This is a genomic window from Cryobacterium sp. Hh11, assembly GCF_004404045.1.
GTDB lineage: Bacteria > Actinomycetota > Actinomycetes > Actinomycetales > Microbacteriaceae > Cryobacterium > Cryobacterium levicorallinum.
In genome coordinates, this window is the sequence record NZ_SOHF01000017.1 from 17,551 (window position 1) to 41,426 (window position 23,876).

Sequence of the window (23,876 nt, forward strand, 5' to 3'; positions counted from 1 at the left end):
ACACCGCGGTGAAACACGTCAGGGCGGACCGAAGCCCGCCCTGACGATGTGCTGAAAAGCACCGTACTGTGAAAACCTACTCGGCTGCCACCACGATGTTGATGACCTTGCGGCCACCCTTGGCACCGAACTGCACGGAGCCGGCTGCCAGGGCGAAGAGCGTGTCGTCGCCGCCACGGCCGACGTTAACGCCGGGGTGGAAGTGCGTGCCGCGCTGACGAACGATGATCTCGCCCGCTCCGACAACCTGACCACCGAAGCGCTTCACGCCGAGGCGCTGAGCGTTCGAGTCACGACCGTTGCGAGTGGAACTCGCACCTTTTTTATGTGCCATCTGTCTATCTCCTCAGGCCTAGGCGATGCCGGTAACCTGAACGCGAGTGAGCTCCTGACGGTGCCCCTGACGCTTCTTGTACCCGGTCTTGTTCTTGAACTTCTGGATGACGATCTTCGGACCGCGAAGGTTGTTCAAAACCTCAGCGGTGACCTTGATCTTGGCCAGCGACGCCCCGTCAGAGGTGATCTTGTCGCCGTCGACGAGAAGCACGGCGGCCAGCTCGACGTTGCCGTCCTTGTCAGCCTTGATTCGGTCCATCGTCACGATGGTACCGACCTCTACCTTCTCCTGCCGCCCTCCGGCGCGCACAACTGCGTAAACCACTTTACGTACCAATCTCTGGGGAGCCCAAGGCTCCGAATCTGAAAACTCACTAGTGTGAATTGACTGCTGTAATTGACTGCAGCGTACGAACCGGTTGGCTGCGCACACTCAGAAAACCTTGGCATTTGCGTTGATTTTGCCTAACGCACACCAAGGGTTGACTTTACCTGATTCGTTACCCGCGGTCAAACCAACGGCGCGGCGTGTCTGAACCACATCTGAAACACGGTGCGGCTCGTAGACTTCGATCATGGCAATACTTATCGACCAGCCTAGCTGGCCGGCGCACGGAACGGTGTGGGCACACCTCGTGAGCGACTTGAATCTTGACGAATTACACGCCTTCGCCGCTGTCGCCGGCCTTCCGCGGCGCGGATTCGACCTGGATCACTACGACGTGCCGGAAGCCAGCTACCACGAGCTGGTGGCCGCCGGCGCTCTCCCGGTCACCTTTCGCGAGATGATCGTGCGGTTGCGCGCCAGTGGCCTGCGGGTGACCGCTCGGGAGCGCCGCGGGCTGTAGACGCGGCGTTGGCCACCCGGCAACTACTGCCAGGTGGCGTCGAAACCCAGCACGCTGCGGCGCAGCTCACCGGTCGCCACGTTCACAAACAGGGTCGTCGCATCCGTCGCCTGGGCATTCTCCGGGTAGCCGTCGGAGAGTTCGCTGTCTCGATTGGGCACCACCTGCACCGCCAGGTACTGGTCGTTGGGTGAGATCTCGAAGCCGACGATAGTTTCCAAAGCGGATGCCGGCGCGTAGACAGTGCGCGCCTCACCCCCCGCAACGAGGGACAGGTACTGCCGCACCGCGCCGGTCGCCGGATCAAACTCGGCCACCCGCTGCACGTACCGGTCGGTCTCCGTATCCCCGTCTCCCCCGGCCAGAAACCTGAGCTCGGCCGTGTACCGCGTGGTGCCTGCCACGCTCTGCGGCACAATCGCCGACTCAGTGCCCTGCGAGAGATCGAGCACGTATTGGCCATCGCGGTCGGAGACGGCGATGCGCACCCCGTCGGGGGCGAAGGCGGTGAGGTTGGCAAATTGGCCGAGCGGTACCGGCGGGTCGAGCTCTGGTTCATTCTCGAGCGGGTTACCGCCGGACTGGTCGATCGGGTTGATCAGCAGCATGGTCGAGTCGTATTGCTGCGCGACGATATCGGCGCGATTCGCCATGAATCCCCAGGTAGTGACGCTGAGTGGGTCGCCGTTCAGATCGGCTACCGGAGTGGACGCGTTGGTGCGCAGGTCGAGGATGAACAGCACATTGTCGTAGCGGGGGCCCGCGGCATCCGCTGCGCTGGTGAATCGAAAGCCGACCAGGGACTGGCCGGGAGCGGCCTGCAAGTCGTGCACGAGGCCAACTCCGGGTAAGTTGAGCACCTCGGCGGTGCCGTCGGCGTCGACCCGGTAGAGCGCGTTGGCCAGGTCGTCGTTGACCGTAACGACGGCTAGCTCCGTGCCCATCGGTACGAACTCCTGAATGTTCGCGGTGGCAAAGGCAACGCTTGTTTCAGTCGAACCGACCGTGGTGCGAAGGATCCGGTCGAGGGCCCGTGCGTCGGCACCGACCGAAGGGGCGGCCCGGCTGAGGTAGTACAACGACGGTTCGGAGGTGCTGAACTCCGTACTGAAGGACGACTGGCGGTCAACGGCTGACCCGGTGACACCCCGCACGGAGACGGCGTAGTCGGTGTTGTAGGCGAGCGGCTGGGGAAAGGAGATCACGACGGAGTTACCGCTCGTCGTCACCTGGAAGTCCGTGGCGGGCGCGATATCCACCTGGTCCTGCGTGACCTCGACGAGCTGACGATTGGTCGCTAGGACCAGGCGCTGGTTCGCGGCGGAAACCACAGCGGTCGTGTCGACGTCGACGGAGGTGAGCCGGGGACCACTCATCAGGTTCACGGCGATTAGGGCGAAACAGGCCACGACCAGACCGCCAACGAGCAGCCAGAGTGCGCGACGAAACGGACGCAGTGCTGGCTGCTGCTGCGTAGCCTGCTCAATAGACATAGGGATCATTCGGCTGATCGACGGGAAGAATTTCGACCGGGGTAATCGCGAGCGGGTCGCTCGCCGCAGCGCTCGCGCTCACCTCGAACCGACCGGTGACCTGCACCCAGTCATCGACCTCGTACTCGGCCTGCCAGCCGGGCAGATAGACCGGGACGCCGATCGGCTGGGCGTCGACGGCGCAGCAGGTCACGACGAACCGGGCGACGTAGAACACGTTCTCCGGGTCGCCGGCATCGGGGGTCACAAACCCGGTGACCTGCGCGGTCTTATCGGAGTAAAAGGCTGGGTCGGAGGATTGCGCGAGCAGGGAGACCCATTCCCGTACGCTCAGCTTCTCAAAATCACCCGTGCCGATCAGTGCAGCCGCCTGCTCGGCATCCTCGTCGGTGCCGAGTCCGCCGGAGTTCACCTCGCGCTGGGTAGCGGTCGCGCTCGTCAGTGTGGTCGGCGGCACCACGACAATGGCGACACCCATGACGAGCAGCAGCACGACCCCCACACCGGTCAGGGTCGTTTCCACCCGGCCGGTACGTTCCACCGCGAAGTGGCGGCGGCGCGCGAAACCGGCGCTCACCAGCACGAGCCCGACGACGGCCATGGCGATCGTGAAGACGAAGTAGCGCGGGTGGATATACAGCCCGAGCTGACCGCTCAGGCCGAGCCACAGGGTCGCCACGACGACGACGAGGCTGAGCAAAACACCCTGCCAGCGCTCAGCCCAGTAGCGGAGTGCCGAACCGTTCCTACGCAACATAGTTCACCAGCAATCCGAGCGCCGCGCTCATCAGCCCCACCACCACTGTGATGTGCAGGAGCGTGCGACTCGTGAAAGTCGTGCGCATAAGGGCGAGCATCTTGACGTCGATCAGGGCACCGAACACGAGGAATGCCACGATACCGCCGGGAAGAAAAGTGCTACCAAAGGACAGTACGAAGAAGGCATCGACGTTGGAACAGACCGCCACGATGAAGGCCAGGGCCATCATGGCCAGCACGGACCAGACCGGGTTGCTGCCGAGGGCCAGCAGCACCGAGCGCGGCACGAACACCTGGGTGAGGGCGGCCACGGCCGATCCGATAAACAGGGCCGGCATGATGACCGAGGTCTCGCGAATGAAGATCTCGGTGGTGCGGCTGAACCGGCTCTCACGGCCGTGCTCATGATCGTGGCCTGCACCGCCGTGGCCGCTGGTCGAACCGACCGCGCAGGCGGCAGCGAACCTCGTCGTCAGCAGGCTTTGGGGGTCTGGATGCTTGCTGAACAGCCAGCCGACGACGTTAGCGATCAGAAACCCGCCGAGCAGCCGGGCGACCAGGATGTGGCCGTCCCAGCCGAAGGCCTGGTGCGTGGTGATGATGGTGATCGGATTCAAAATGGGCGCGGCGAGCAGAAACGTGATCGATTCGGACACAGTGAAGCCTCCCACCATGAATCCGCGCGCGAGTGGAACGTTGCCGCACTCGCAGACCGGAAAGAACATGCCGAGGAGAGAAATGGATGCCCGCCGCAAAATCGGATTGCGCGGCAGGTGCCGGGCCAGCACACCGTGCGGCAGCCAGACCTGCACGACCGCGGACAGCAGAATGCCCAGAAAAACGAAGGGCACCGACTCGATAATGACGCTAATGGCGAGGGTGAGGGTGTCCTGTACCCGGTCGGGCAGCTGCCAGTCGGTGAGCTGCTCGTCGACGAAGGCCGGCGACAGGGCCCGCACGACGAAAACGGCGAGCACCACCAACACCCCCGCGGTGAGGCCGAGAGGCCATCGCCGCAGGAGCGGAAGCCGCCCGCCGATTACGTCGTCGCCCAACTCGCTGCTCGCGCCTACTCGCCGTGCGGCGGCTGGCTGGTGGCAGAGGCGGCGGACGCGACCGGAACCGTTCCGGTCGCGGTCAGAATTGCCTGGCCGGCGGCACCACCAGCGGTCGTGACGCGACGGCTGCGCGCGCGTCCCTGACCGGGCAGTTTCGGTTCTGGCAGGGAATCGAGCACGGAGTCCAACAGCTGGTCGGTGACCTGCTTGCTGGGGCGCCGCGTATTGCGGGTGGACTTCTTGACCGGGATGTCAAGAATTTCGACGGATTCCGACTGCTCGGGCGCGGGTGTCTGCACGGCCGGCGCACCGGCTGCCAGGGTGCTGCGACCGCCGCGGGTGCGGGGTGCTGCTTCCGTGGCGACCGACTCGACTGCCGGCTCGACTGTTGCCGCGGGTGCTGTCTCAGCGGCCGGGGCAGCGGATGCCGCTGGCTCGGTCGGCACGGTGTTCGCCGGTGCAGTGCTGGCCTGAGCAGTGCTGGCCTGTGCAGTGCTGGCCTGAGCTGTGCTGGCCTGAGCTGTGCTGGCCTGCTCCGCCTGGCGGGCGCGGGCCTGTTCGGATCGCGACTGCTGGCCGCGCCCACCCTGGCCGCGCGAGCGCGACTGGCGACCACGCGAACGCTCGGTGCCCGTCGTCGGGTCGGCCGATTCCGTGCTGACTGGCACGGCTGTCGACTGAACCGCTGCTTCCGGTTGGACACCGGCCTGCTCGATACCAGCCTGCGCGGTACCGGCCTGCGCGGTACCAGCCTGCGAGACCGCAGGCGCCGCAGCATCCGGTGCGGTCACGATGGCGATGGAACCGGTGCGGGTGATGGTGCGGGCGGCGATCAATGCGAGGGCATGCTTGGCGTCTTCGGTTATGCCGTGCGTGCCCGCCCCGCTCTTGGGAGCATCGGACGACGAGTTGGAACCCGCGTGCTGGTCACGGTTGGAGCCGTCACGCTGGCCCGAGTTGTGCGCGCTGTCACCGTTGCTCGTACCCCCGTTGCTTCCGCTTTTGGTGCGCGGGCGTCGTTCCTGCGGCGGCTGCGCCGTCTGGCGGTGCTTGATGACCGGGTCGTGGTGCACGATGATGCCGCGGCCAGCGCAGGCCTCACAATTCTCGCTGAACGATTCGAGCAGCCCGAGGCCCAGCTTCTTGCGGGTCATCTGCACGAGTCCAAGCGAGGTGACCTCGGCCACCTGGTGCTTGGTGCGATCCCGGCTGAGGCATTCGATCAGGCGACGCGACACGAGGTCGCGGTTGCTTTCGAGCACCATGTCGATGAAGTCGACGACGATGATGCCGCCGATGTCGCGCAGGCGCAGCTGGCGCACAATCTCTTCGGCCGCTTCAAGGTTGTTCTTGGTGACGGTCTCTTCGAGGTTGCCGCCGCTGCCGACGAACTTGCCGGTGTTGACGTCAACGACGGTCATGGCTTCGGTGCGGTCGATCACGAGGGATCCACCGGACGGCAGCCAGACCTTGCGGTCGAGGGCCTTTTCGATCTGCTCCGAGATGCGGTACTCGTCGAAGGCGTCGACCTCGCCCTCGTGGGTTTCCACGCGCTCGAGCAGGTCGGGGGCGACCTGACTGAGGTAGTTCTCAATCGTCGAGCGCACGTCGGGGCCGGCCACGACCATCCGCTGGAAATCTTCGTTGAAGACGTCACGCACGATCTTGACCAGCAGGTCGGGCTCGCTGTGCAGCTCGGCGGGCGCCTGCGCCGACTCGACCTGCTCGGCGATGTTCGCCCACTGCAGGCGCAGCCGGTTGACGTCGACGGTGAGCTGCTCGTCGGTGGCGCCCTCGGCGGCGGTGCGCACGATGACGCCGACGTTGTCGGGCAGAACCTCCTTGAGGATCTTCTTCAGGCGGGCCCGCTCGGTGTCGGGAAGCTTACGGCTGATGCCGTTCATCGACCCGTTGGGCACGTAGACCAGGTAGCGGCCGGGTAGCGAAACCTGGCTGGTGAGGCGGGCACCCTTGTGGCCGATCGGGTCTTTGGTGACCTGCACGAGCACCTTGTCGCCGGGCTTGAGCGCGAGCTCGATGCGGCGGGCCTGGTTGCTGGTGCCGGAGTTCTCGGCGGCGGCGTCCCAGTCGACTTCACCGGAGTAGAGCACGGCGTTGCGACCGCGTCCGATGTCGACGAAGGCGGCTTCCATGCTGGGGAGCACGTTCTGCACCCGGCCGAGGTAGACGTTGCCGATGAGCGAGGCGTCCTGGTTCTTGGCGACGTAGTGCTCGACCAGCACGCCGTCCTCGAGCACGCCAATCTGGATCTTGTTGTGCTTGGCGCGCACGACCATGAGGCGGTCGACGGACTCACGACGGGCGAGGAACTCGGCCTCGGTGATCACCGGGCGACGACGTCCGGCATCGCGGCCGTCGCGACGACGCTGCTTCTTCGCTTCGAGCCGGGTCGAGCCCTTGATGCGCTGGGGTTCGGTGATGAGTTCGGGTTCGCGCGGGGCGCGCACCTTGACCACGGTGTTGGCGGGGTCGTCGGTGCCCGAACGGTTCTCGTCGCCGGTGCGACGACGGGCCCGACGACGAACCGTCGTGGACTCTTCTTCCTCGTCGTCATCCAGCTCGTGCAGTCCCTGCTGCGATTGCTGCTGCGACGAGCGGATGCCGGTGCGCGCTGGCAACGGCAGAATCTCCGGCGCCTGAAACAACAGGGAGAACGACGGGCGAACCGGGGCCTGGGCCTGGCCGTCCTTCTGGTCGTCCGTCGTCTTGGCGCGCTCTGGCGTGGAGTCGGTCATCTGCTGCGCTCCGGTGACGTTGTTGTACTCGGCGATGGTCACCTTGTTAATCGGAGGCTCCGGCGGCATTGCGGGCGCTTCGATGGCGGGCGCTTCGACTGCTGGCGCAACGGTCGGTACAGTGACCGGCGTCTTCCGGGTTGACTTGCGAGTGCCGAACAGGCTCTTGCGTTTTTTGTTTTCGTTGTCTTCCACCATCACTGGTGCGCTCCTTGACCGCTGTGAATGACCGCGCCATCCACCGGTTACTCTCTCGTGCGAGGTCTCCACCTGCGTGAAATCCCCGCGAATCTTTTACTGCTGCACCCGGCTTTGACCCCCGGTGTAAATTCGGGGACCTGTGCTCTGGCTGCTAAAACTGCGGGTCGTGGGACCCTTCTACTGGGCGACTATTGCCCATTAAGCTCTGTACTCGTTAAGCACTGTGGCGTCTGCTTGAGCGCGGCTCAACGACTACCAACGATTATCGCATGCAATCGCACTAAGCCACGCCGTGCGGGTGGCATAATCACAAGAGTGCCGCAGACAGAGCGTTATCACCGTCCAACCGGGCTGGCCTTTTTCCTGATCATCGCGGGAATCATCGCGTTTGCCGCCGCATTCGCCCTCACGCTGGACAAGATCCACCTGCTGGAGGATCCCACTGCGCAGCTCAGCTGCAGCTTCAGTGTGTTGATCGGTTGCGCGACGAATCTGTCCTCGCCACAGGGCGCCGTTTTCGGTTTTCCGAACCCGCTGATCGGGCTCGCCGCCTGGAGCGTCGTGATCACGATCGGCGTCGCTATTCTGGCCGGCGCCCGGTTTGCGCGCTGGTTCTGGGTCGGCTTCAACGTCGGTGTGCTCGGTGCGATGATCTTTGTGATCTGGCTGATCGGGCAGAGCATCTTCGTACTCGACGTGCTCTGCCCGTGGTGCATGGCCACCTGGGCGGTGACCATTCCGGTCTTTTTAGCCGTGACGCTGTACAACTTCAAGGTCGGTAATCTGCCGGGTGGGGCATCCGTTCGCCGCGCGGCTGCAGGGGCTTATTCGTGGATGTTCGTCATCACGATCGTCTGCTACATCGTGTTCTTCATCGTGGCCCAGGTCAATATGGACGTGCTGAACCGCCTGTAACGATAACCAGAAAAGGCCCCCGTCTCCTCGAGACGGGGGCCTTTTAGATGGTGCCTAGTCGAACCAGAGCGCGAGTTCACGCGCGGCGGATTCGGGCGAATCGGAGCCGTGCACGAGGTTCTGCTGCACCTTGGAACCCCAGTCGCGGCCAAGGTCACCACGGATCGTGCCCGGAGCGGCGGTCGTGGGGTCTGTGGTTCCGGCCAGAGCACGGAAGCCTTCGATGACCCGATTGCCGGCAACGCGGAACGCGACGATGGGGCCACTCTCCATGAATTCGACGAGGGGCTCGTAAAAGGGCTTGCCCGCGTGCTCGGCGTAGTGCGCGGCGAGCAGTGAGCGGTCGGGTTCGACGAGCTTCACGTCGACCAGGGAATACCCCTTGGCCTCGATGCGGCGCAAAATCTCGCCGGTCAGGTTGCGGGCAACGCCGTCCGGCTTGACCAAAACGAGGGTTTCTTCAATCGGGGTGTTCATTCAATCTCCTTGTGTTGATCGGGATGCGTGTGATCTATTCGGGAGCCGGTGACCATACAGTAGGTCCACATGGCGGCAAACAGGGCGCCGACAAAAAACATGGCCGGGGTGACGAACCCGGTGGCGATAATGATCGCCTGCAGCGCCCAGCCGATCGGGTACGACCAGCGGTAGCGGAGCAGTGGGATCAGGGCGACCATGGCCGCACAGAGCAGCACGCCGCCGATGATCACGCCGAGCGGTGCGACCGGGCCAGGCTCGGTCGCCACGGACACCAGCCCTAGGGTGACGACACCGCCCAGAAAGACGACGATGGTCTCGAAACCGAGCAGAATCGTCGCGAGCGACCGCTTGACCGAGCGCGGACCGCTCACTTCTCCATCCACTCACCGCCGGCGGCGAGGGTGATCGCGTCGCCGACGAGCACGATCGACCCGGTAACGAGCACAGCACGCTTGGGTGCCTCGGCGGCCCATTCACGGGCGCTCTCCAGGGCACCGGCCAGGTCATCGAAGCGGAAGGTGATCTGGTCGCTGGTCCACTCGGCAATATTGTCGGCGAGGTCGTCCATGCGCACGGCCCGCTCCGAGTGCGGCTCGGTCACGTAGAAGCGGTCAACCCGCGGCGCGAGCGCAGCGATGATTCCCTGCGCGTCTTTCTCGGCCAGAATTCCCACGACCACGGCGATCTCGTCGAAGTCGAAGTACGCCTCGAGGGCTGCGGCGAGGGCCGCGGCACCGTGCGGGTTGTGCGCGGCGTCCACGAGCACGGTCGGTTCGATACCGACAAGCTGCAAGCGGCCGGGAGACGTCGCCGTCGCGAGGCCCTCGGCGAGGAGATCGCTGGCGAGGGCCTGACTGCCGGCGCCGAGAAACGATTCGACGGCGGCAATGGCCACGGTGGCATTCTGCGCCTGGTGGGTGCCGTAGAGCGGCAGGAACAGTTCGCTGTAGGTGCCGGCCAGGCCGCGCACCGAGATGACCTGCCCGCCGACGGCGACGGTGCTCGAGAGCAGTTCGAAGCCCTCATTCTCGAGGGCCAGCGTCGACTCGGTCAGTTGCGCTGCGCGATTAAGTTCGGCCTGCACGTCGGCGCTCTGCGCCGCCGAGACCACGGATGCCGCCGGCTTGATGATTCCGCTCTTGGTGCGGGCAATCTCGGCGACGGTATTGCCCAGGCGCAGCGTGTGATCGAGGGCGATCGGGGTGAAGACGGCGACCTGGCCGTCGGCGACGTTGGTGGAATCCCACTCGCCGCCCATGCCGACCTCGATCACGGCGACATCCACCGGCGCGTCAGCGAAGCAGGCGAACGCCAGCACGGTGAGCGCCTCGAAGAAGGTCAGCGGCGCTTCGCCGGCGGCTTCAAGCTCGCCGTCGACCAGCTGCAGGTAGGGCTGGATGTCGGTCCAGTTCGCGGCGAGGATCTGGTCGCTGATCGGTTCGCCATCGATAACGATGCGCTCGTTCAGCCGGACCAGGTGCGGACTGGTCAGCAGGCCGGTGCGCAGCCCGTAGGCGCGCACGATGCTCTCGACCATACGACTCGTGCTGGTCTTGCCGTTAGTGCCGGCGATGTGAATGATCGGATACGACGTCTGCGGGTCGCCGAGGAATTCCAGCGCCCGACGCGTCGGTGCGAGACGCGGCTGCGGCTGGGCCTCGCCCACCCGCTGCAGCAGGGCGGCGAAGACGGCGTCGCCGGCTTCACGAAAAGAATCGAGCGGAGCCGGCTGGTTCATCGGCTCCTCATCGTCACCGCGACCGGTGATGTTCTTCCAGCCGGCAGTGTCGTCGTCGGGCATGCCCTCAGCAGGGGCGTTGGTGTCAGACAAGGATGGCTCCATTCACGCGTGCGACGGCAACAATGACGGCGCCCAAATTGACATAGTGGTCGGCTTCAAAGCGCACGTAGTGTTCGACCGGCGCGCCGACACGCGCTTCGAGCCACTCGGACGGCAGATCGGCGGAGAATTCGCCCTGCGACGGCCGATGGGTGCTGAACGTCGTGGCGAGGGTTTCGTCCGCGACGTTCACCCCGAGGGCAAGGTCGAAGGAGTCGGCATCCGCTTCATTCTGAAACAGCAGATCGAGACGGATGCGGTCGCTCACCTGAAAACCGGCCGATTTGCGGGTGTCCTGCACGGCGCGAATGAGGTCGCGGGCAAAGCCCTCGGCCTCGAGTTCGGGCGTGGTGCTGGTGGCGAGCAGGGCGAACCCGCCGCCGGGCAATAACGCCAGCGCGGTGCTGCCGTCACCCGCCTCGTTGTTCGCTTCGAGGGTCAGTTCGAATTCGCTCGGCTCGAGGGCGATGCCGCCGGCCGTCACGATGCCGTCGGTCTCACTCCAGTCGCCGGCGCGAGCAGCCTTGATCACCTGCTGCACCTGCTTGCCGAGGCGAGGACCGGCGGCGCGGGCGTTGACGACGAGTTTGCTGGTGACGCCGTACGCGGCGGCACTGTCATCTTCGAGCTCGATCAGGGTGACCGTTTTCACGTTGAGTTCGTCGCGGAGGATGCCGACGAACGCAGCGAGAGCGGACGTGTTGCCGGTGACGACGGTGAGGTTGGTCAGCGGCAGGCGCACGCGCAGGCCGGCCTGTTTGCGCAGCGACAGCACGGTGCTGCTGATCAGGCGCACCTGGTCCATCGCGGTGACGAGTTCTTCGTCGGCCGGGAACAGGGCGGCATCGGGCCAGTCTTCGAGGTGCACGCTGCGGCCGCCGGTCAGGCCCTGCCAGATGCGTTCGGTGACGAGCGGCAGCAGCGGAGCCGTGACCCGGCAGACGGTTTCCAGTACGGTGTAGAGCGTGTCGAAGGCTTCGTGCGAGGTGGCACCGGCAGCGGCGCCGCCCCAGAACCGGTCGCGGGACCGGCGTACGTACCAGTTGGTGAGCACGTCGGCGAAGTCGCGCAGGCGGGCGGCGGCGACCGTGCTGTCGAGGGCTTCGAGGTCGCTCGTGACGCCGACGATGAGGTCGCGGGTCTTGGCGAGCAGGTAGCGGTCGAGCACGTCGGTCGAGTCGGTACGCCAGGTGGCGTCGTAGCCGGCGGCACCGGCGGTGTCAGTGGAGGCAGACGCGTTGGCGTAGAGGGAGAAGAAGTACCAGGTGCTCCACAGCGGCAGCATGACCTGGCGGGCACCCTCACGAATTCCCTCCTCGGTGACGACGAGGTTGCCGCCGCGCAGCACCGGCGAGCTCATCAGGAACCAGCGCATGGCGTCGGCACCATCGCGGTCGAAGACCTCGTTGACGTCGGGGTAGTTGCGCAGCGACTTGCTCATCTTCTGGCCATCGTTGCCGAGCACGATGCCGTGACTGACCACGTTCTTGAACGCCGGCCGGTCGAACAGGGCGGTGGAGAGCACGTGCAGCAGGTAGAACCAGCCGCGGGTCTGCCCGATGTATTCCACGATGAAGTCGGCCGGGTTGTGCGCTTCAAACCATTCCCGGTTCTCGAACGGGTAGTGCACCTGGGCGAACGGCATGGAGCCCGAGTCGAACCAGACGTCGAGCACGTCCGTAATGCGGCGCATGGTGGACTGGCCGGTGGGGTCGTCGGGGTTCGGTCGGGTGAGTTCGTCGATGTACGGGCGGTGCAGGTCGGTCGGGCGCACCCCGAAATCGGCTTCCAACTCGTCGAGCGAGCCGTAGACATCCGTTCGGGGGTAATCGGGGTTGTCGCTTTTCCAGACCGGAATCGGGGAGCCCCAGTAGCGGTTGCGGCTGATCGACCAGTCGCGGGCGTTGCCGATCCACTTGCCGAACTGGCCGTCTTTGACGTTCTCCGGAACCCAGTTCACCTCCTGGTTGAGCTCGACCATGCGCGGGCGAAAGTCGGTGACGCGCACGAACCAGCTCGACACGGCCTTATAGATGAGCGGGTTGCGGCAGCGCCAGCAGTGCGGGTAAGAGTGCTCGTAGCTGGCCTGGCGCAACAGCCGGCCGTTGGCCTTGAGCAGCGCGGTGAGCGGCTTGTTGGCGTCGCTCCAGAGCTGGCCGGCCACCTCGGAAATGTCGCTGAGAAACTTTCCCCCGTCGTCGAGGGAGAGGATGACGGGGATTCCGGCGGCCTCGCAGACCTTCTGGTCCTCCTCGCCGTAGGCGGGAGCCTGATGCACGATGCCGGTACCGTCGCTCGTGGTGACGTAGTCGGCGACGACGAAACGCCAGGCCTGCTCGGTGCCCCAGACTGCGGTGTCGGCGTAGTAGTCGAACAGGCGGTCGTAGCCGACACCGGCGAGCTCGGTGCCGGTAACCGTGCGCGAAACGGATGCGACGGCGTCGGCCGCCGACTCATAGCCCAGGTCCTTGGCGTAGTTGCCGACCAGGTCGATGGCGATCAGGTATTCGGCGCCGAGTACCTCTGCCGTGGCATCGGCGGCCTCCCGCAGCACCTCGGCGTCCGGCGTGCCGTTCGGGCCGGCCGGAACGACGGCATAGGTGATGTCGGGGCCGACGGCGAGGGCCATATTGGACGGCAGGGTCCACGGGGTGGTAGTCCAGGCCAGGGCACGCACCGCGGTCAGGCCGAGGGCTTCGGCCTTCGTGCCGATCAGCGGGAACGTGACCGTGACGGTCTGGTCCTGGCGCATCTTGTAGACGTCGTCGTCCATGCGCAGCTCGTGGTTGGAGAGCGGGGTCTGGTCGCGCCAGCAATAGGGCAGCACCCGGTAGCCCTCGTAGGCGAGGCCCTTGGTGTGCAGCTGCTTGAAGGCCCAGATCACCGATTCCATGAAGGTGATGTCGAGGGTCTTATAGTCGTTCTCGAAGTCGACCCAGCGGGCCTGCCGGGTGACGTACTCTTCCCAGTCCTTGGTGTATTCGAGCACCGACTCGCGGGCGACGGCGTTGAAGGCAGCGAGGCCCATCTCTTCGATCTGGCTCTTGTCGGTAATGCCGAGCTTGCGTTCAGCCTCGAGCTCAGCCGGCAGGCCGTGGGTGTCCCAGCCGAAGCGGCGGTGCACCTGCTTGCCGCGCATGGTCTGAAACCGGGGGAACAGATCTTTGGCGTATCCGGTGAGCAGGTGTCCGTAGTGCGGCAGGCCGTTGGCGAACGGCGGGCCGTCGTAAAAGGTCCACTCTTCGGCGCCGGCGCGTGCGTCGATCGAGGCCTGGAAGGTGTCGTCGTTCTTCCAGAAATCCAGCACCTCGCTCTCGAGTGCCGGAAAGTTCGGTGACGGAACGATGGCCTCGGCGGGCGTGCCATGGGGGGTCGTGTTGCGGCTCTTGGGGTACAAAATGCTTCTCCTACCGGGACGGGTCACTGGGGCCCTGCTCCACGAGGACGAACGATTCTGTAGAAATCGCCGCGGTACCACCTCGCTTGCCGCCCAAAACCGCCGGGCGACCGCTTGTTCACAGGCTGTAACGGGCCCGACTCGTTCGGTTCTACTGAGCTGTCCACCCGAAGGTGGGCATCCGTTCTTCCGAAGACTTCCCGGTGATGGCCGGGTCACTGTCATCCACTTTCGATTGTACTGGAGTGGGACGGCGTTAGTGTTATAGGTCGGCCCATTTGCACGATGGGTCGGTTCAGTTGAGACCAACTCGGCAATGGATGAAAGAGTTTGTGAATGTCTGCTCCCCACCGCCTTTCCACGCGCACCGATCGGTCATTCGGAGGGCTCGTCGGCCTGGTCACCGTCGGCCTGCTGGTCGCCGGCTGCACGCCGACCACCTCGAACGACCCCGTCGGCGAGCCGCAAAGCGGCGGCACCCTCACCTACGCCTCGGGCGATGCCGAACCGAGCTGCCTCGACCCGCACGTCGGGGGCAATTTTCCGCAGGGAATGATCAGCGCGCAGTACCTGGAGTCGCTGGTTTCGCGTGATTCCGCCGGCCAGATCATTCCGTGGCTGGCCGAAACCTGGACGCCGAGCGACGATGGCCTGACCTGGGACTTCACTCTGCGCGATGACGTCACCTTCACCGACGGCACGGTCTTCGACGCCGCAGCCGTGCAGGCGAATGTCGCCCACCTGCAGGATCCCGAAACGCTCTCCTCGACTGGTTACCTCGCCCTCGGCAAGGTCGCCAGCACTGAGGTTGTCTCCCCCACCGTGGTGCGTTTTATTCTGACCGAGCCCGACAGTGCTCTGCTCGAGTCGCTGTCGCAGGTCTGGCTCGCGATGGAATCCCCCACCGCGCTCGAGCGCAGCCAGGACGAGAACTGTGCCACCCCGGTGGGCACCGGCCCGTTCCGGGTCGACAGCTGGGTCAAGCAGAACGCGATCACCCTCGTGCGCAATGATGACTATGTTTCCCCGCCGGCGGATGCCGACCACAGCGGTCCCGCCTACCTCGACAAGGTGATCTGGCGCTTCATTCCCGACTCGGCCTCCCGCTACGCCGCGCTGCAGTCCGGCGAGGTCGACGTGATCGACAACGCTCAGCCCGACACCATCGTGCAGGCCGAGCAGAGCGACTCGATCGAGCAGCTCGACTCGCCGCGCCCCGGCGCCTCCAACCGCATTGAACTGAACTCGGGTCAGGCACCGTTCAACGATGTGCGCGTTCGTGAGGCGTTCATCCGCTCGGCCAACGTCGACGACGCGGTGTCGAGCCTGTTCCAGGGCACCGCCACTCGGTCGTACTCGGCGCTGTCGAGCGTTGAGGCCATGGGCGTGTCGAACGAAGCCCTGTTCGACTACGACCCGTCGGCCGCCGCGGAGCTGCTCGATGCAGCGGGCTGGCGTGAGACGGATGCCGACGGCTACCGGGTCAAAGACGGCGTGCGACTCTCGGTGGAATTTCCGGTGAGCACCAACCAGTCCATTCCGGCCGAGCAGAGCGTGTTCGAACAGATCCAGGCCACGGCCAAGGAGACCGGTTTCGAAGTGAACCTCGCCCCGATGGATCTCTCCAGCTGGTATGCCGCGCTCGCCACCAACGACTACGACGCCGTGAGCGCGCCGTATACCAAGGTCGGCCCCGACGTGCTGCGCATCCTGTATCACTCCGATAGCATCGTGCCGGCCCCGAGCGGGTACTTCGCCAACCTCGCCCAGGTCAACGATCCCGAGATCGACGAACTGCTCACGACGGCGGCCCGAACCGCGGATGAAACAGAGCGCACGTCGCTCTACGCCGAAGCGCAGGACCGCATTCTGGCGGGCTTCTACATTCTGCCGCTCTACGACCAGCAGAACCACTACCTGCTGCGCAGCGACGTCGTTGGCCTGCGCACGCTGCCGACCGTGGCCGTTCCCACGCTGTACGACGCGTGGCTGAACCGGTAGCGCCGACCGATCGCTCCGGGCCGCGGGCGCTCGGCCGACTCGGCGTGCGTCTGGCCGGAGCGATCTTCGTGCTGTGGGCCGTGGCATCCGTCACTTTTTTTGCGGTGCGGTTGATTCCCGGCGACCCGGCTCAGGCTGTGCTCGGCGGCCCGGGGTCGCAGGCCTCCCCCGAGGCACTCGCTGCGGTCACCGCGGAGTACGGCTTCGACCAGCCCGTTTTCACGCAGTACCTGGTTCAGCTTGGACGCCTCGCGACCGGTGACCTCGGGCGTTCCTATGCCCTTAATATGGAGGTCGGTCCGCTCGTTCTGGCCCAGCTCGGCGGCACCCTGTTGCTCGCCGTGCTCGCCCTCGGCCTGGCCTGGGTGATTGCGCTGGCCCTGGCCACCTGGTCGACGCGCGGTGGTCGGGTCGCTGCCCGGGTGGGGTCGTGCCTCGAAATCGTCGCGGCGGCGCTGCCGCATTTCTGGCTCGCGACCTCACTGATCGTCGTGTTCAGCATCTGGCTCGGCGCACTGCCCCCGATCAGTACTGGCGGGGTGGCCGGACTGGTCTTACCGGTGCTCACCCTGGCCATTCCGCTGGCCGGTTTTCTCGGGCAGATCATGCGTGAGTCCCTCATGATCGCCCTGGAGAGCCCGTTCGTGCTCTCGGCGCGGGCGCGTGGCGAGGGTGAGCGCGGCGTCCGCTGGATCCACGCACTGCGTCATGCCTCCCTGCCGGCGATCAGCCTCTCCGGCTGGGCCTTCGGCTCACTCATCAGTGGCGCGGTCGTCGTCGAGACTATTTTCGCCCGGCCAGGACTGGGCCGCACCCTGCTGAACGCGGTCACCCTGCGCGACGTTCCAGTGGTGATCGGCGTCGTCATGATCGTCGCCGTCGCCTATATCCTGATGACTTTGCTGACGGATGCCGTCAGTCGCCTGGTCGATCCCCGGCTGCGACTCTCGTGAGCGATCTCGAGGTGCAGGCCGAGCTCGCCGTACGTTCCAACCAGTCCGTTCGGCCACGACGTCTGGGAGTGGCCGAGGGCGTGGCCGGCTTGCTCGCCCTTCTGTTGTTGATCGCGGCAGTGGTGCCTCAGTTTCTAGCCCCTGGCGATCCACTCGCCATCGACCCGCTGGCGGCGTTTTCGCCACCGACCTTCGCGCACGGTTTCGGCACCGACGAATCCGGCCGCGACATCTACACCCGGGTCGTGCACGGCACCCAGTATTCGCTCGTGATCGGCATCGCCGCGACCGCCATCGGTCTGGGGCTCGGCGTGGTGCTCGGCACCCTGGCCGGAATGCTCGGACCCATCGTCGATTTCACCGTGAACCGGTTACTCGAGGTATTGTTCGCGTTTCCGGGTCTGCTGCTGGCCCTGCTGTTCATCCTGGTGTTCGGCCCCGGCGTGGCGACGGCGACCATAGCGGTCGGGCTGTCCACCGCCCCGGGCTACGCCCGCATTATTCGCGCGCAGCTCATCGCCGTGCGCGGGGCCGCCTTCGTCGAGGCCGCGACCGTGCTCGGCCGCACCCGCTGGCAGATATTGGTGCGTCATATTCTGCCGAATACGCTCGCGCCGCTGTTCGTGCTCGCCACCCTCGGAGTCGGCCAGGCGATCGTCTGGGCCGCAACACTGAGCTATCTCGGCCTCGGTGCCGAACCGCCGACCGCAGAGTGGGGCGCGATGCTCTCGGCCGGACGTACTTACATCACCTCGGCCTGGTGGATGAGTTTCTTTCCCGGTCTGTTCATCGTGCTCACCGCCGTGACCGCCACCGTGCTCGGCCGCAGCATCGACCGCCGAATGCGGCACGCATGAGCGCCACCGCGGCGCTGACCGTGCACAACCTGCGTGTGGGCTTCGGCGCGACCGAGCCGGTCGTGAACGGAGTGTCGTTCGAGATAGCACCGGGCGAGTGCCTCGCCATCGTCGGCGAATCCGGCTCGGGCAAGAGCGTGACCGCGCGCAGCCTGCTCGGACTCGCCGGCGGCAACGCCCGGGTGCAGGCCGACCGGCTCGACCTCGGCGGGCGCAGCGTGCTGGGGCTGACCGACCGGGCCTGGCAGTCTCGGCGCGGCAAGGACGTCGGCCTGGTGCTGCAGGATGCCCTGGTCTCGCTCGACCCGCTCCGGCCAATCGGGCGGGAGATCGCCGATTCGCTGCGGCTGCACACGACCCTCGGCGCCGCGGCTCGTGCCCGCCGGGTGGTCGAACTGCTCGATGCCGTCGGGTTGCCCGACCCGGCTCAACAGGTACACAAACTGTCCGGGCAGCTTTCCGGCGGTGAACGCCAACGCGCACTGATCGCGGCGGCGATCGCGCTGGGCCCGCCGCTGCTCATCGCTGACGAACCGACGACGGCGCTCGACGTGACCGTGCAGGCGCAGATTCTGGCGCTGCTCGAGCAGATCAAACTGAGCGGCACCGCCCTGCTCCTGATCAGCCACGACCTCGCGGTGGTGAGCCGCATCGCCGATCGGGTTGCGGTGATGCACGACGGCCGGCTCATTGAATCCGGCCCGACCGAACAGGTTTTGGGTTCCCCACAGCACGAGCAGACCCGCCGCATGGTCGCCGCGGTTCCGGCGGACAAGCCGCGCGGAAGCCGGCTGAGCCCGCTGGATTCCCCCGCCGCCAGAACGGTTCTCCGCTCACCGGCTCCGGCCCCGAACGCCACGGAGCAGGGCGAAATCGTGCTCGAGGCCATCGGCCTGACCAGGAGTTTTCGGCGTCCCGACGGCAGTCGGCAGCTCGCCGTCGACGACGTCTCGTTCGCACTGCACCGGGGCAGCACCCTCGGCATCGTCGGTGAATCCGGCTCCGGAAAAACCACGACGGCTCGCCTGATGCTCGCACTGCTGAAACCGGAACAGGGCGAAGTAGCGCTGTTTGGCCGGCCGTGGAGTTCGATCGCCGAGAAGGACCGGCGGGGACAACGACCCGGCATCGGGGCGATCTATCAGGATGCCCTCGGCTCGTTCGATCCGCGCCGCAGCGTCGCCGAGATTCTCGCGGATGCCCTCGGTCCCGCGCTCACCGACTCACGGGGTTCGCGGCGGTCCCCGCAGAGCCTTGCCCGGCTCACGACTCTGCTGGATGAGGTCGAACTGGCCGGAACAGTACTGTCGCGGCGCCCGCTCGAACTTTCCGGCGGACAGCGCCAGCGTGTCGGTATCGCCAGGGCACTGGCCGGGCGTCCCGAAATCCTCATTTGCGACGAGCCCGTGTCCTCCCTCGACGTGAGCGTTCAGGCGCAGGTGCTCGATCTTCTCGACGACGTGCAGCGGGAACGCGGACTCAGCCTGATCTTCATATCGCACGACCTCGGGGTCGTGCAGCACATCAGCGACGAGGTCGCGGTGATGCGCAGCGGGCGCATCGTGGAGAGTGGTCCGGCGGCGCGCGTATTCGCCGCGCCGCAGCATCCGTATTCGGTGCAATTGCTCTCAGCTGTGCCCCGACTACTCGGGTAAACACCTGCCGACGCGCCCTACCGCTCTGCCCGTTCGGGGAAAAAGAGCCGATCGGGTAGATTAGACGGGCAGACTTAGGCACCTCACCACCGACACGGTGCCGCATACGAACCGGAGAGCTATGACCACCGCCGATCGCGCCGCAGACAATCGAGTGCCAGAGAAACCAGCCCTCGAAGGGCTCGAAGCTAAATGGGAGTCCCGCTGGGAGACCGACGGCACCTATCGCTTCGCCCGGGAGAACGCGACCCGCGAGACGATCTACTCGATCGACACTCCCCCGCCGACCGCCTCCGGCTCGCTGCACATCGGCCACGTGTTCTCGTACACCCACACGGATGTCGTCGCCCGCTTTCAGCGCATGCGCGGCAAGAACGTGTTCTACCCGATGGGCTGGGACGACAACGGCCTGCCCACCGAGCGTCGTGTGCAGAACTACTACGGTGTGCGCTGCGACCCGTCGCTCGGCTACACCGACGACTTCGTTCCGCCGTTCGAGGGCGGCGACGGCAAAAGCGTCAAGGCCGCCGACCAGCTGCCGATCAGCCGCCGCAACTTCATCGAACTGTGCGAAACCCTCACCAAGGAAGATGAGAAGCAGTTCGAAGCGCTGTGGCGCACCCTCGGCCTCTCCGTCGACTGGACCCAGACCTACCGCACCATCGGCCAGGAAGCCTTGTTCACCTCGCAGCTGGCTTTTCTCGGCAACATCGAACGCGGCGAGGCATACCAGGCGATGGCACCGACCCTGTGGGACGTCACGTTCCGCACCGCGGTCGCCCAGGCCGAACTCGAAGACAAGGACATGCCGGCCGCGTACCACCGGGTGTCGTTCGCAAAGCCCGACGGCACCACGATAGAGATCGAAACGACCCGTCCCGAGCTGATGCCGGCCTGCGTGGCACTGGTGGCGCATCCGGATGACGAACGGTACAAGCACCTGTTCGGCACCACGGTGACCACCCCCGTGTTCGGCGTTGAGGTTCCGGTGCTCGCCCACCACCTCGCCCAAAAGGACAAGGGCTCGGGAATCGCCATGATCTGCACCTTCGGCGACGTGACCGACGTCGTCTGGTGGCGGGAGCTCGACCTGCCCAACCGTGCAATCATGGGCTTCGACGGTCGCATTATGGCCGAAGTCCCAGAGGCGATCACCTCCGAAGCCGGCCGTGAAGCGTATGCACAGCTCGCCGGCAAGACGGTGTTCGGTGCGAAGGCGGCCGTGGTCGAGCTGCTGAAAGCCAGCGGCGACCTGATCGGCGAACCCAAGCCCATCGTGCACGCGGTGAAGTTCTTCGAAAAAGGCGACAAGCCGCTCGAAATCGTCTCGACCCGCCAGTGGTATATCCGCAACGGTGCTCGCGACGAAAAGCTGCGCGCCCGCCTGCTCGAGCACGGCACCGAGCTGGCCTGGCACCCCGAATTCATGAAGGTGCGTTACGAGAACTGGGTCAACGGCCTCACCGGCGACTGGCTCGTCTCGCGTCAGCGCTTCTTCGGCGTGCCGCTGCCGGTCTGGTATCCGCTCGACGCCGACGCCAACCCGGTCTTCGACCAGCCGATCGTCGCCACCCGCGATCTGCTGCCGGTTGACCCCTCGTCGGATGCCGCCCCCGGCTACACCGAGAGCCAGCGCGGCCAGGCCAACGGTTTCGTCGGCGAGGTCGACGTGATGGACACCTGGGCCACCTCCTCGCTCACCCCGCAGCTCGCCGGCGGCTGGGAGCGGGACCCGGAGCTTTTCAACCTCGTCTTCCCGTACTCGCTGCGACCGCAGGGCCAGGACATCATTCGCACCTGGCTGTTCTCCACCCTGCTGCGCGCAGAGCAGCAGCACGGCAAGTCACCCTGGCAGCACGCCGCGATCAGCGGCTTCATCGTCGACCCCGACCGCAAGAAAATGTCGAAGTCGAAGGGCAACGTGGTCACCCCGGCCGACATGCTCGAAAAGCATGGATCCGACGCGGTGCGCTACTGGGCGGCTTCCTCTCGCCTGGGCACCGATGCGGCCTTCGATCCGCAGAACCCGACGCAGATCAAGATCGGCCGTCGCCTCGCCATCAAGATTCTCAACGCGAGCAAATTCGTCTCCATGTCGCAGGGCAGCATCGACGCCCCAGTGACCGAACCGGTCGACCAGAGCATGCTCGCCGGCCTGACCGCCGTCGTCGCCCAGGCCACGACCGCGTTCGAGAACTATGACCACGCTCGGGCGCTGGAAACCACCGAGAGCTTCTTCTGGACTTTCTGCGACGACTACCTCGAACTGGTCAAGGAGCGCGCTTACGGCGAGCCCGGAACCGGCCAGGCTTCCGCTGTTGCTGCGCTGCGCACCGCGCTAGCCACCCTGCTGCGCTTGTTCGCACCGTTCGTGCCGTTCGCGACCGAAGAAGCCTGGTCCTGGTCGAATGAGGGTTCGGTGCACACCGCACCGTGGCCCGTCGCGGCCGACCTGCTCGGCAGCGATGAGGTTGCCACCGGCAACATCGCCCTGCTGGATTTGGCCAGTCGCGCGCTCACCGGCATCCGTCGGGCTAAAACGGATGCCAAGGCCTCCCAGAAGTCCGAGCTGGATTCCGCAGTGATCAGCGGTGCACCGGCCGAAATCGCGCTGCTTACCCTGGCCGCCGCCGATCTCAAAGCGGTCGGCCGAATTCAAGAATTAGCCTTTGTCGACGGCAGCGAACTCGCCGTGACCGACATCGTTTTCGCCACCGTGTTGGAAAGTTAGGAAACCAGATGTCAGTTACCGTACGCCCGCTGGGCGATAAGGATTTCTTCCCCTGGCTGGGCCTGTTTGAGGGTTACAGCGCGTTCTACGAGAGCGAGTTGACCGACCAGATCGCGCTGCAGGTCTGGAGCTGGATCATTGACGCGAACAACTCTCTCGACGGTGCCGTCGCGGTCAATGACGCCGGCGACTTCGTCGGTTTCGCGCACTACCGCACCGTGCCGCGCACGCTCAGCGGTGATCTTGCGCTCTTTCTCGATGATCTGTTCGTGACCGAGGATTCCCGCGGCCAGGGCGTCGCAACGCAGCTGATGGATTTCACCAAGTCCTACGCGCGTGCGCGAAAGCTGGCCCAGGTGCAGCTGCTGACCGCCGCCGACAACGCCACCGCCCAGGTGCTCTATGACCAGGTCGGCACCCGCACCGACTGGGTCACCTACGAGATCGACGTCTAAGTCATGCAACTCGGCACTCGCTGGTCGCTCGGCGGCACCCTGCCCGCCGGCCTCCCCCACGTCGTGGAAATCGCCGTGCACGCCGTGGAGGAGGACCTCGCTGCCCTCGCCGTGGACACCAGCACCTGGCGCTGGACACTGACCTGGCTGGAGTCCAAGCCGGTGATTGAGCTGGACGATGGCACCATCATTCGGTTCAACCCGGTCGATGACAGCGCCACCATCACGCAGCCGTCCACCAACACGGATGACGATGACGAGGAGTGGATCTAACCCGTAACTCCTGGGTCAGGACCGCGCGAGAATTTCGCCGTGCGGCATGCCGAACCACCCGTTCGGATCGCGCACCCACGCCCGCCAGGCGGCCGCCATCCGTTTCAGATCGGCCAGCTCGGCCACGCCGGCTTCGATGGCGTGCGCCGCGAAGCTCGACTCGGTCACGCGCACGGCCCAGGATTCTCCCCACCATTCCCGTTCGGCATCGGACGCGAAACACCACATGGAGGAACTGCTCGTCACGCTGGTGAAGCCCGCCGCTAAAGCCCACGCTTTCAGCGAGCGTCCGGCATCCGGGTCACCGCCGTTCCAGTAGTGCACCTCGCGGTAGACCCGCATCCACTCGGTAAGACCATCGATCACGGGAGCGATCATCACTCCCCCGTAGTCGACGTCACGGGCGGCGAAGACGCCGCCGGGCCGCAGCACCCGCCGAATCTCGGCCATGGCGGCGACGGGACGGGCCAGGTGCTGCATCACCTGGTGGGCGTGCACAATGTCAAACGACGCATCCGGAAAGTCCAACGCGTAGACATCTCCGACCTGGAACTGCGCGTTGTGCACTCCCTCATCGGCGGCCAGCCCGGCTGCACGCTCGACGATCTCGGACGACGCGTCCAGGCCGACAACTCGGCCGGGGGCGATCCGACGGGCCAGATCAACCGTGATCGTGCCGGGTCCGCAGCCGACATCCAGCAGCACGCCGCCGGCTGCGAGCTCGGGAATCAGATAGGCGGCCGAGTTGGCCACCGTGCGGCAGGTGTGTGAGCGCAGCACGCTTTCGTGATGACCGTGGGTGTACTGGTCACGTGGAGCGGACTCGGAGCTCGCGGTCAGGTCTGTCATGGTCAGATCCTACGACCCC

21 protein-coding genes are annotated in these 23,876 nt (G+C 65.7%); 9 read left to right on the forward strand and 12 right to left on the reverse strand.

Going from position 1 to position 23,876, the window contains the following annotated elements; translation table 11 throughout:
* Positions 1-76: 76 nt before the first annotated feature.
* The 3 genes from rpmA to E3T46_RS17800 all read right to left on the reverse strand — a co-directional run bounded on the left by rpmA (position 77) and on the right by E3T46_RS17800 (position 913).
* Positions 77-334 carry a 50S ribosomal protein L27 gene (gene rpmA, locus E3T46_RS07465; RefSeq protein ID WP_092450784.1) on the reverse strand — a complete coding sequence of 86 codons (258 nt, stop codon included), beginning with the start codon at positions 332-334 and terminating at the stop codon, positions 77-79.
* 18 nt (positions 335-352) lie between these two features.
* Positions 353-661 carry a 50S ribosomal protein L21 gene (rplU, locus tag E3T46_RS07470; protein WP_092450786.1) on the reverse strand — a complete coding sequence of 103 codons (309 nt, stop codon included), beginning with the start codon at positions 659-661 and terminating at the stop codon, positions 353-355.
* 108 nt (positions 662-769) lie between these two features.
* Positions 770-913: a hypothetical protein gene (locus E3T46_RS17800; protein WP_166790193.1), complete on the reverse strand. Its 144-nt coding sequence runs from the start codon at positions 911-913 to the stop codon at positions 770-772.
* Here E3T46_RS17800 and E3T46_RS07475 point away from each other — a divergent pair.
* Positions 912-1,184, forward strand: a complete 273-nt coding sequence (locus E3T46_RS07475) for a DUF4031 domain-containing protein (protein ID WP_134471186.1) — start codon at positions 912-914, stop codon at positions 1,182-1,184. The genes E3T46_RS17800 and E3T46_RS07475 overlap by 2 nt on opposite strands.
* Positions 1,185-1,207: 23 nt before the next feature.
* On the opposite strand, the gene E3T46_RS07480 is transcribed toward E3T46_RS07475, so the two are convergent.
* Genes E3T46_RS07480 through E3T46_RS07495 form a run of 4 tightly spaced genes read right to left on the reverse strand, consistent with a single transcriptional unit; the run spans position 1,208 to position 7,448 of the window.
* Entirely contained in the window at positions 1,208-2,677 is a 1,470-nt protein-coding gene (locus E3T46_RS07480; protein WP_134578053.1) for a hypothetical protein, read from the reverse strand.
* Positions 2,667-3,434, reverse strand: a complete 768-nt coding sequence (locus E3T46_RS07485) for a TIGR03943 family protein (RefSeq protein ID WP_134441216.1) — start codon at positions 3,432-3,434, stop codon at positions 2,667-2,669. Before E3T46_RS07485 ends, E3T46_RS07480 begins: the two co-directional genes overlap by 11 nt.
* Positions 3,424-4,491, reverse strand: coding sequence for a permease (locus E3T46_RS07490; RefSeq protein ID WP_092450794.1), 1,068 nt, complete (start codon positions 4,489-4,491; stop codon positions 3,424-3,426). The genes E3T46_RS07485 and E3T46_RS07490 overlap by 11 nt, the downstream gene beginning before the upstream one ends.
* Positions 4,492-4,505: 14 nt before the next feature.
* Complete coding sequence (locus E3T46_RS07495; protein ID WP_134578149.1) at positions 4,506-7,448, reverse strand: ribonuclease E/G; 2,943 nt, start codon at positions 7,446-7,448, stop codon at positions 4,506-4,508.
* Between the two features lie 318 nt (positions 7,449-7,766).
* Here E3T46_RS07495 and E3T46_RS07500 point away from each other — a divergent pair, with 318 nt between their 5' ends.
* Positions 7,767-8,366, forward strand: a complete 600-nt coding sequence (locus E3T46_RS07500; protein ID WP_241980532.1) for a vitamin K epoxide reductase family protein — start codon at positions 7,767-7,769, stop codon at positions 8,364-8,366.
* A 54-nt stretch (positions 8,367-8,420) separates the two neighbouring features.
* Here the strand turns inward: E3T46_RS07500 and ndk are convergent, their stop codons facing one another.
* The 4 genes from ndk to ileS all read right to left on the reverse strand — a co-directional run bounded on the left by ndk (position 8,421) and on the right by ileS (position 14,083).
* Positions 8,421-8,843: a nucleoside-diphosphate kinase gene (gene ndk / locus E3T46_RS07505; RefSeq protein WP_092450801.1), complete on the reverse strand. Its 423-nt coding sequence runs from the start codon at positions 8,841-8,843 to the stop codon at positions 8,421-8,423.
* Positions 8,840-9,217: a DUF4233 domain-containing protein gene (locus E3T46_RS07510; protein WP_158251688.1), complete on the reverse strand. Its 378-nt coding sequence runs from the start codon at positions 9,215-9,217 to the stop codon at positions 8,840-8,842. Before E3T46_RS07510 ends, ndk begins: the two co-directional genes overlap by 4 nt.
* Positions 9,214-10,584, reverse strand: a complete 1,371-nt coding sequence (locus tag E3T46_RS07515) for a folylpolyglutamate synthase/dihydrofolate synthase family protein (protein ID WP_134578150.1) — start codon at positions 10,582-10,584, stop codon at positions 9,214-9,216. Before E3T46_RS07515 ends, E3T46_RS07510 begins: the two co-directional genes overlap by 4 nt.
* A gap of 85 nt (positions 10,585-10,669) precedes the next feature.
* A complete protein-coding gene (gene ileS, locus E3T46_RS07520; RefSeq protein ID WP_277870936.1) occupies positions 10,670-14,083 on the reverse strand; it encodes an isoleucine--tRNA ligase in 3,414 nt (1,137 codons plus the stop codon).
* A 336-nt stretch (positions 14,084-14,419) separates the two neighbouring features.
* Between ileS and E3T46_RS07525 the strand changes: the two genes are divergently transcribed.
* The 7 genes from E3T46_RS07525 (at position 14,420) to E3T46_RS07555 (ending at position 23,008) form a co-directional block, all read left to right on the forward strand.
* Positions 14,420-16,084, forward strand: a complete 1,665-nt coding sequence (locus E3T46_RS07525) for an ABC transporter substrate-binding protein (protein WP_134578056.1) — start codon at positions 14,420-14,422, stop codon at positions 16,082-16,084.
* On the forward strand, positions 16,069-17,037 hold the full coding sequence (locus E3T46_RS07530) for an ABC transporter permease (protein ID WP_134578057.1): 969 nt from the start codon (positions 16,069-16,071) through the stop codon (positions 17,035-17,037). The genes E3T46_RS07525 and E3T46_RS07530 overlap by 16 nt, the downstream gene beginning before the upstream one ends.
* A gap of 62 nt (positions 17,038-17,099) precedes the next feature.
* Complete coding sequence (locus tag E3T46_RS07535) at positions 17,100-17,894, forward strand: ABC transporter permease (RefSeq protein WP_241980534.1); 795 nt, start codon at positions 17,100-17,102, stop codon at positions 17,892-17,894.
* Complete coding sequence (locus tag E3T46_RS07540) at positions 17,891-19,549, forward strand: ABC transporter ATP-binding protein (RefSeq protein WP_134578059.1); 1,659 nt, start codon at positions 17,891-17,893, stop codon at positions 19,547-19,549. The genes E3T46_RS07535 and E3T46_RS07540 overlap by 4 nt, the downstream gene beginning before the upstream one ends.
* Positions 19,550-19,670: 121 nt before the next feature.
* Positions 19,671-22,280 carry a valine--tRNA ligase gene (gene valS / locus E3T46_RS07545; RefSeq protein WP_134578060.1) on the forward strand — a complete coding sequence of 870 codons (2,610 nt, stop codon included), beginning with the start codon at positions 19,671-19,673 and terminating at the stop codon, positions 22,278-22,280.
* A gap of 8 nt (positions 22,281-22,288) precedes the next feature.
* Entirely contained in the window at positions 22,289-22,735 is a 447-nt protein-coding gene (locus tag E3T46_RS07550) for a GNAT family N-acetyltransferase (RefSeq protein ID WP_134441208.1), read from the forward strand.
* A 3-nt stretch (positions 22,736-22,738) separates the two neighbouring features.
* Positions 22,739-23,008 (forward strand): hypothetical protein, encoded by a 270-nt coding sequence (locus E3T46_RS07555; RefSeq protein WP_134441207.1) that lies wholly within the window; start codon positions 22,739-22,741, stop codon positions 23,006-23,008.
* Between the two features lie 15 nt (positions 23,009-23,023).
* On the opposite strand, the gene E3T46_RS07560 is transcribed toward E3T46_RS07555, so the two are convergent.
* A complete protein-coding gene (locus tag E3T46_RS07560; protein ID WP_134578061.1) occupies positions 23,024-23,857 on the reverse strand; it encodes a class I SAM-dependent methyltransferase in 834 nt (277 codons plus the stop codon).
* Positions 23,858-23,876 lie beyond the last annotated feature (19 nt).

Bases quoted from the DNA above. Each gene is read 5' to 3' on its own strand.
- E3T46_RS07515 (WP_134578150.1), bottom strand. From the start codon at position 10,584: ATGAACCAGCCGGCTCCGCTCGATTCTTTTCGTGAAGCCGGCGACGCC.
- ndk (WP_092450801.1), bottom strand. From the start codon at position 8,843: ATGAACACCCCGATTGAAGAAACCCTCGTTTTGGTCAAGCCGGACGGC.
- valS (WP_134578060.1), top strand. From the start codon at position 19,671: ATGACCACCGCCGATCGCGCCGCAGACAATCGAGTGCCAGAGAAACCA.
- E3T46_RS07475 (WP_134471186.1), top strand. From the start codon at position 912: ATGGCAATACTTATCGACCAGCCTAGCTGGCCGGCGCACGGAACGGTG.
- E3T46_RS07540 (WP_134578059.1), top strand. From the start codon at position 17,891: ATGAGCGCCACCGCGGCGCTGACCGTGCACAACCTGCGTGTGGGCTTC.
- E3T46_RS07560 (WP_134578061.1), bottom strand. From the start codon at position 23,857: ATGACAGACCTGACCGCGAGCTCCGAGTCCGCTCCACGTGACCAGTAC.
- E3T46_RS07555 (WP_134441207.1), top strand. From the start codon at position 22,739: ATGCAACTCGGCACTCGCTGGTCGCTCGGCGGCACCCTGCCCGCCGGC.
- E3T46_RS07485 (WP_134441216.1), bottom strand. From the start codon at position 3,434: ATGTTGCGTAGGAACGGTTCGGCACTCCGCTACTGGGCTGAGCGCTGG.
- E3T46_RS17800 (WP_166790193.1), bottom strand. From the start codon at position 913: ATGATCGAAGTCTACGAGCCGCACCGTGTTTCAGATGTGGTTCAGACA.
- rpmA (WP_092450784.1), bottom strand. From the start codon at position 334: ATGGCACATAAAAAAGGTGCGAGTTCCACTCGCAACGGTCGTGACTCG.
- E3T46_RS07495 (WP_134578149.1), bottom strand. From the start codon at position 7,448: ATGGTGGAAGACAACGAAAACAAAAAACGCAAGAGCCTGTTCGGCACT.
- E3T46_RS07525 (WP_134578056.1), top strand. From the start codon at position 14,420: ATGTCTGCTCCCCACCGCCTTTCCACGCGCACCGATCGGTCATTCGGA.
- E3T46_RS07480 (WP_134578053.1), bottom strand. From the start codon at position 2,677: ATGTCTATTGAGCAGGCTACGCAGCAGCAGCCAGCACTGCGTCCGTTT.
- E3T46_RS07550 (WP_134441208.1), top strand. From the start codon at position 22,289: ATGTCAGTTACCGTACGCCCGCTGGGCGATAAGGATTTCTTCCCCTGG.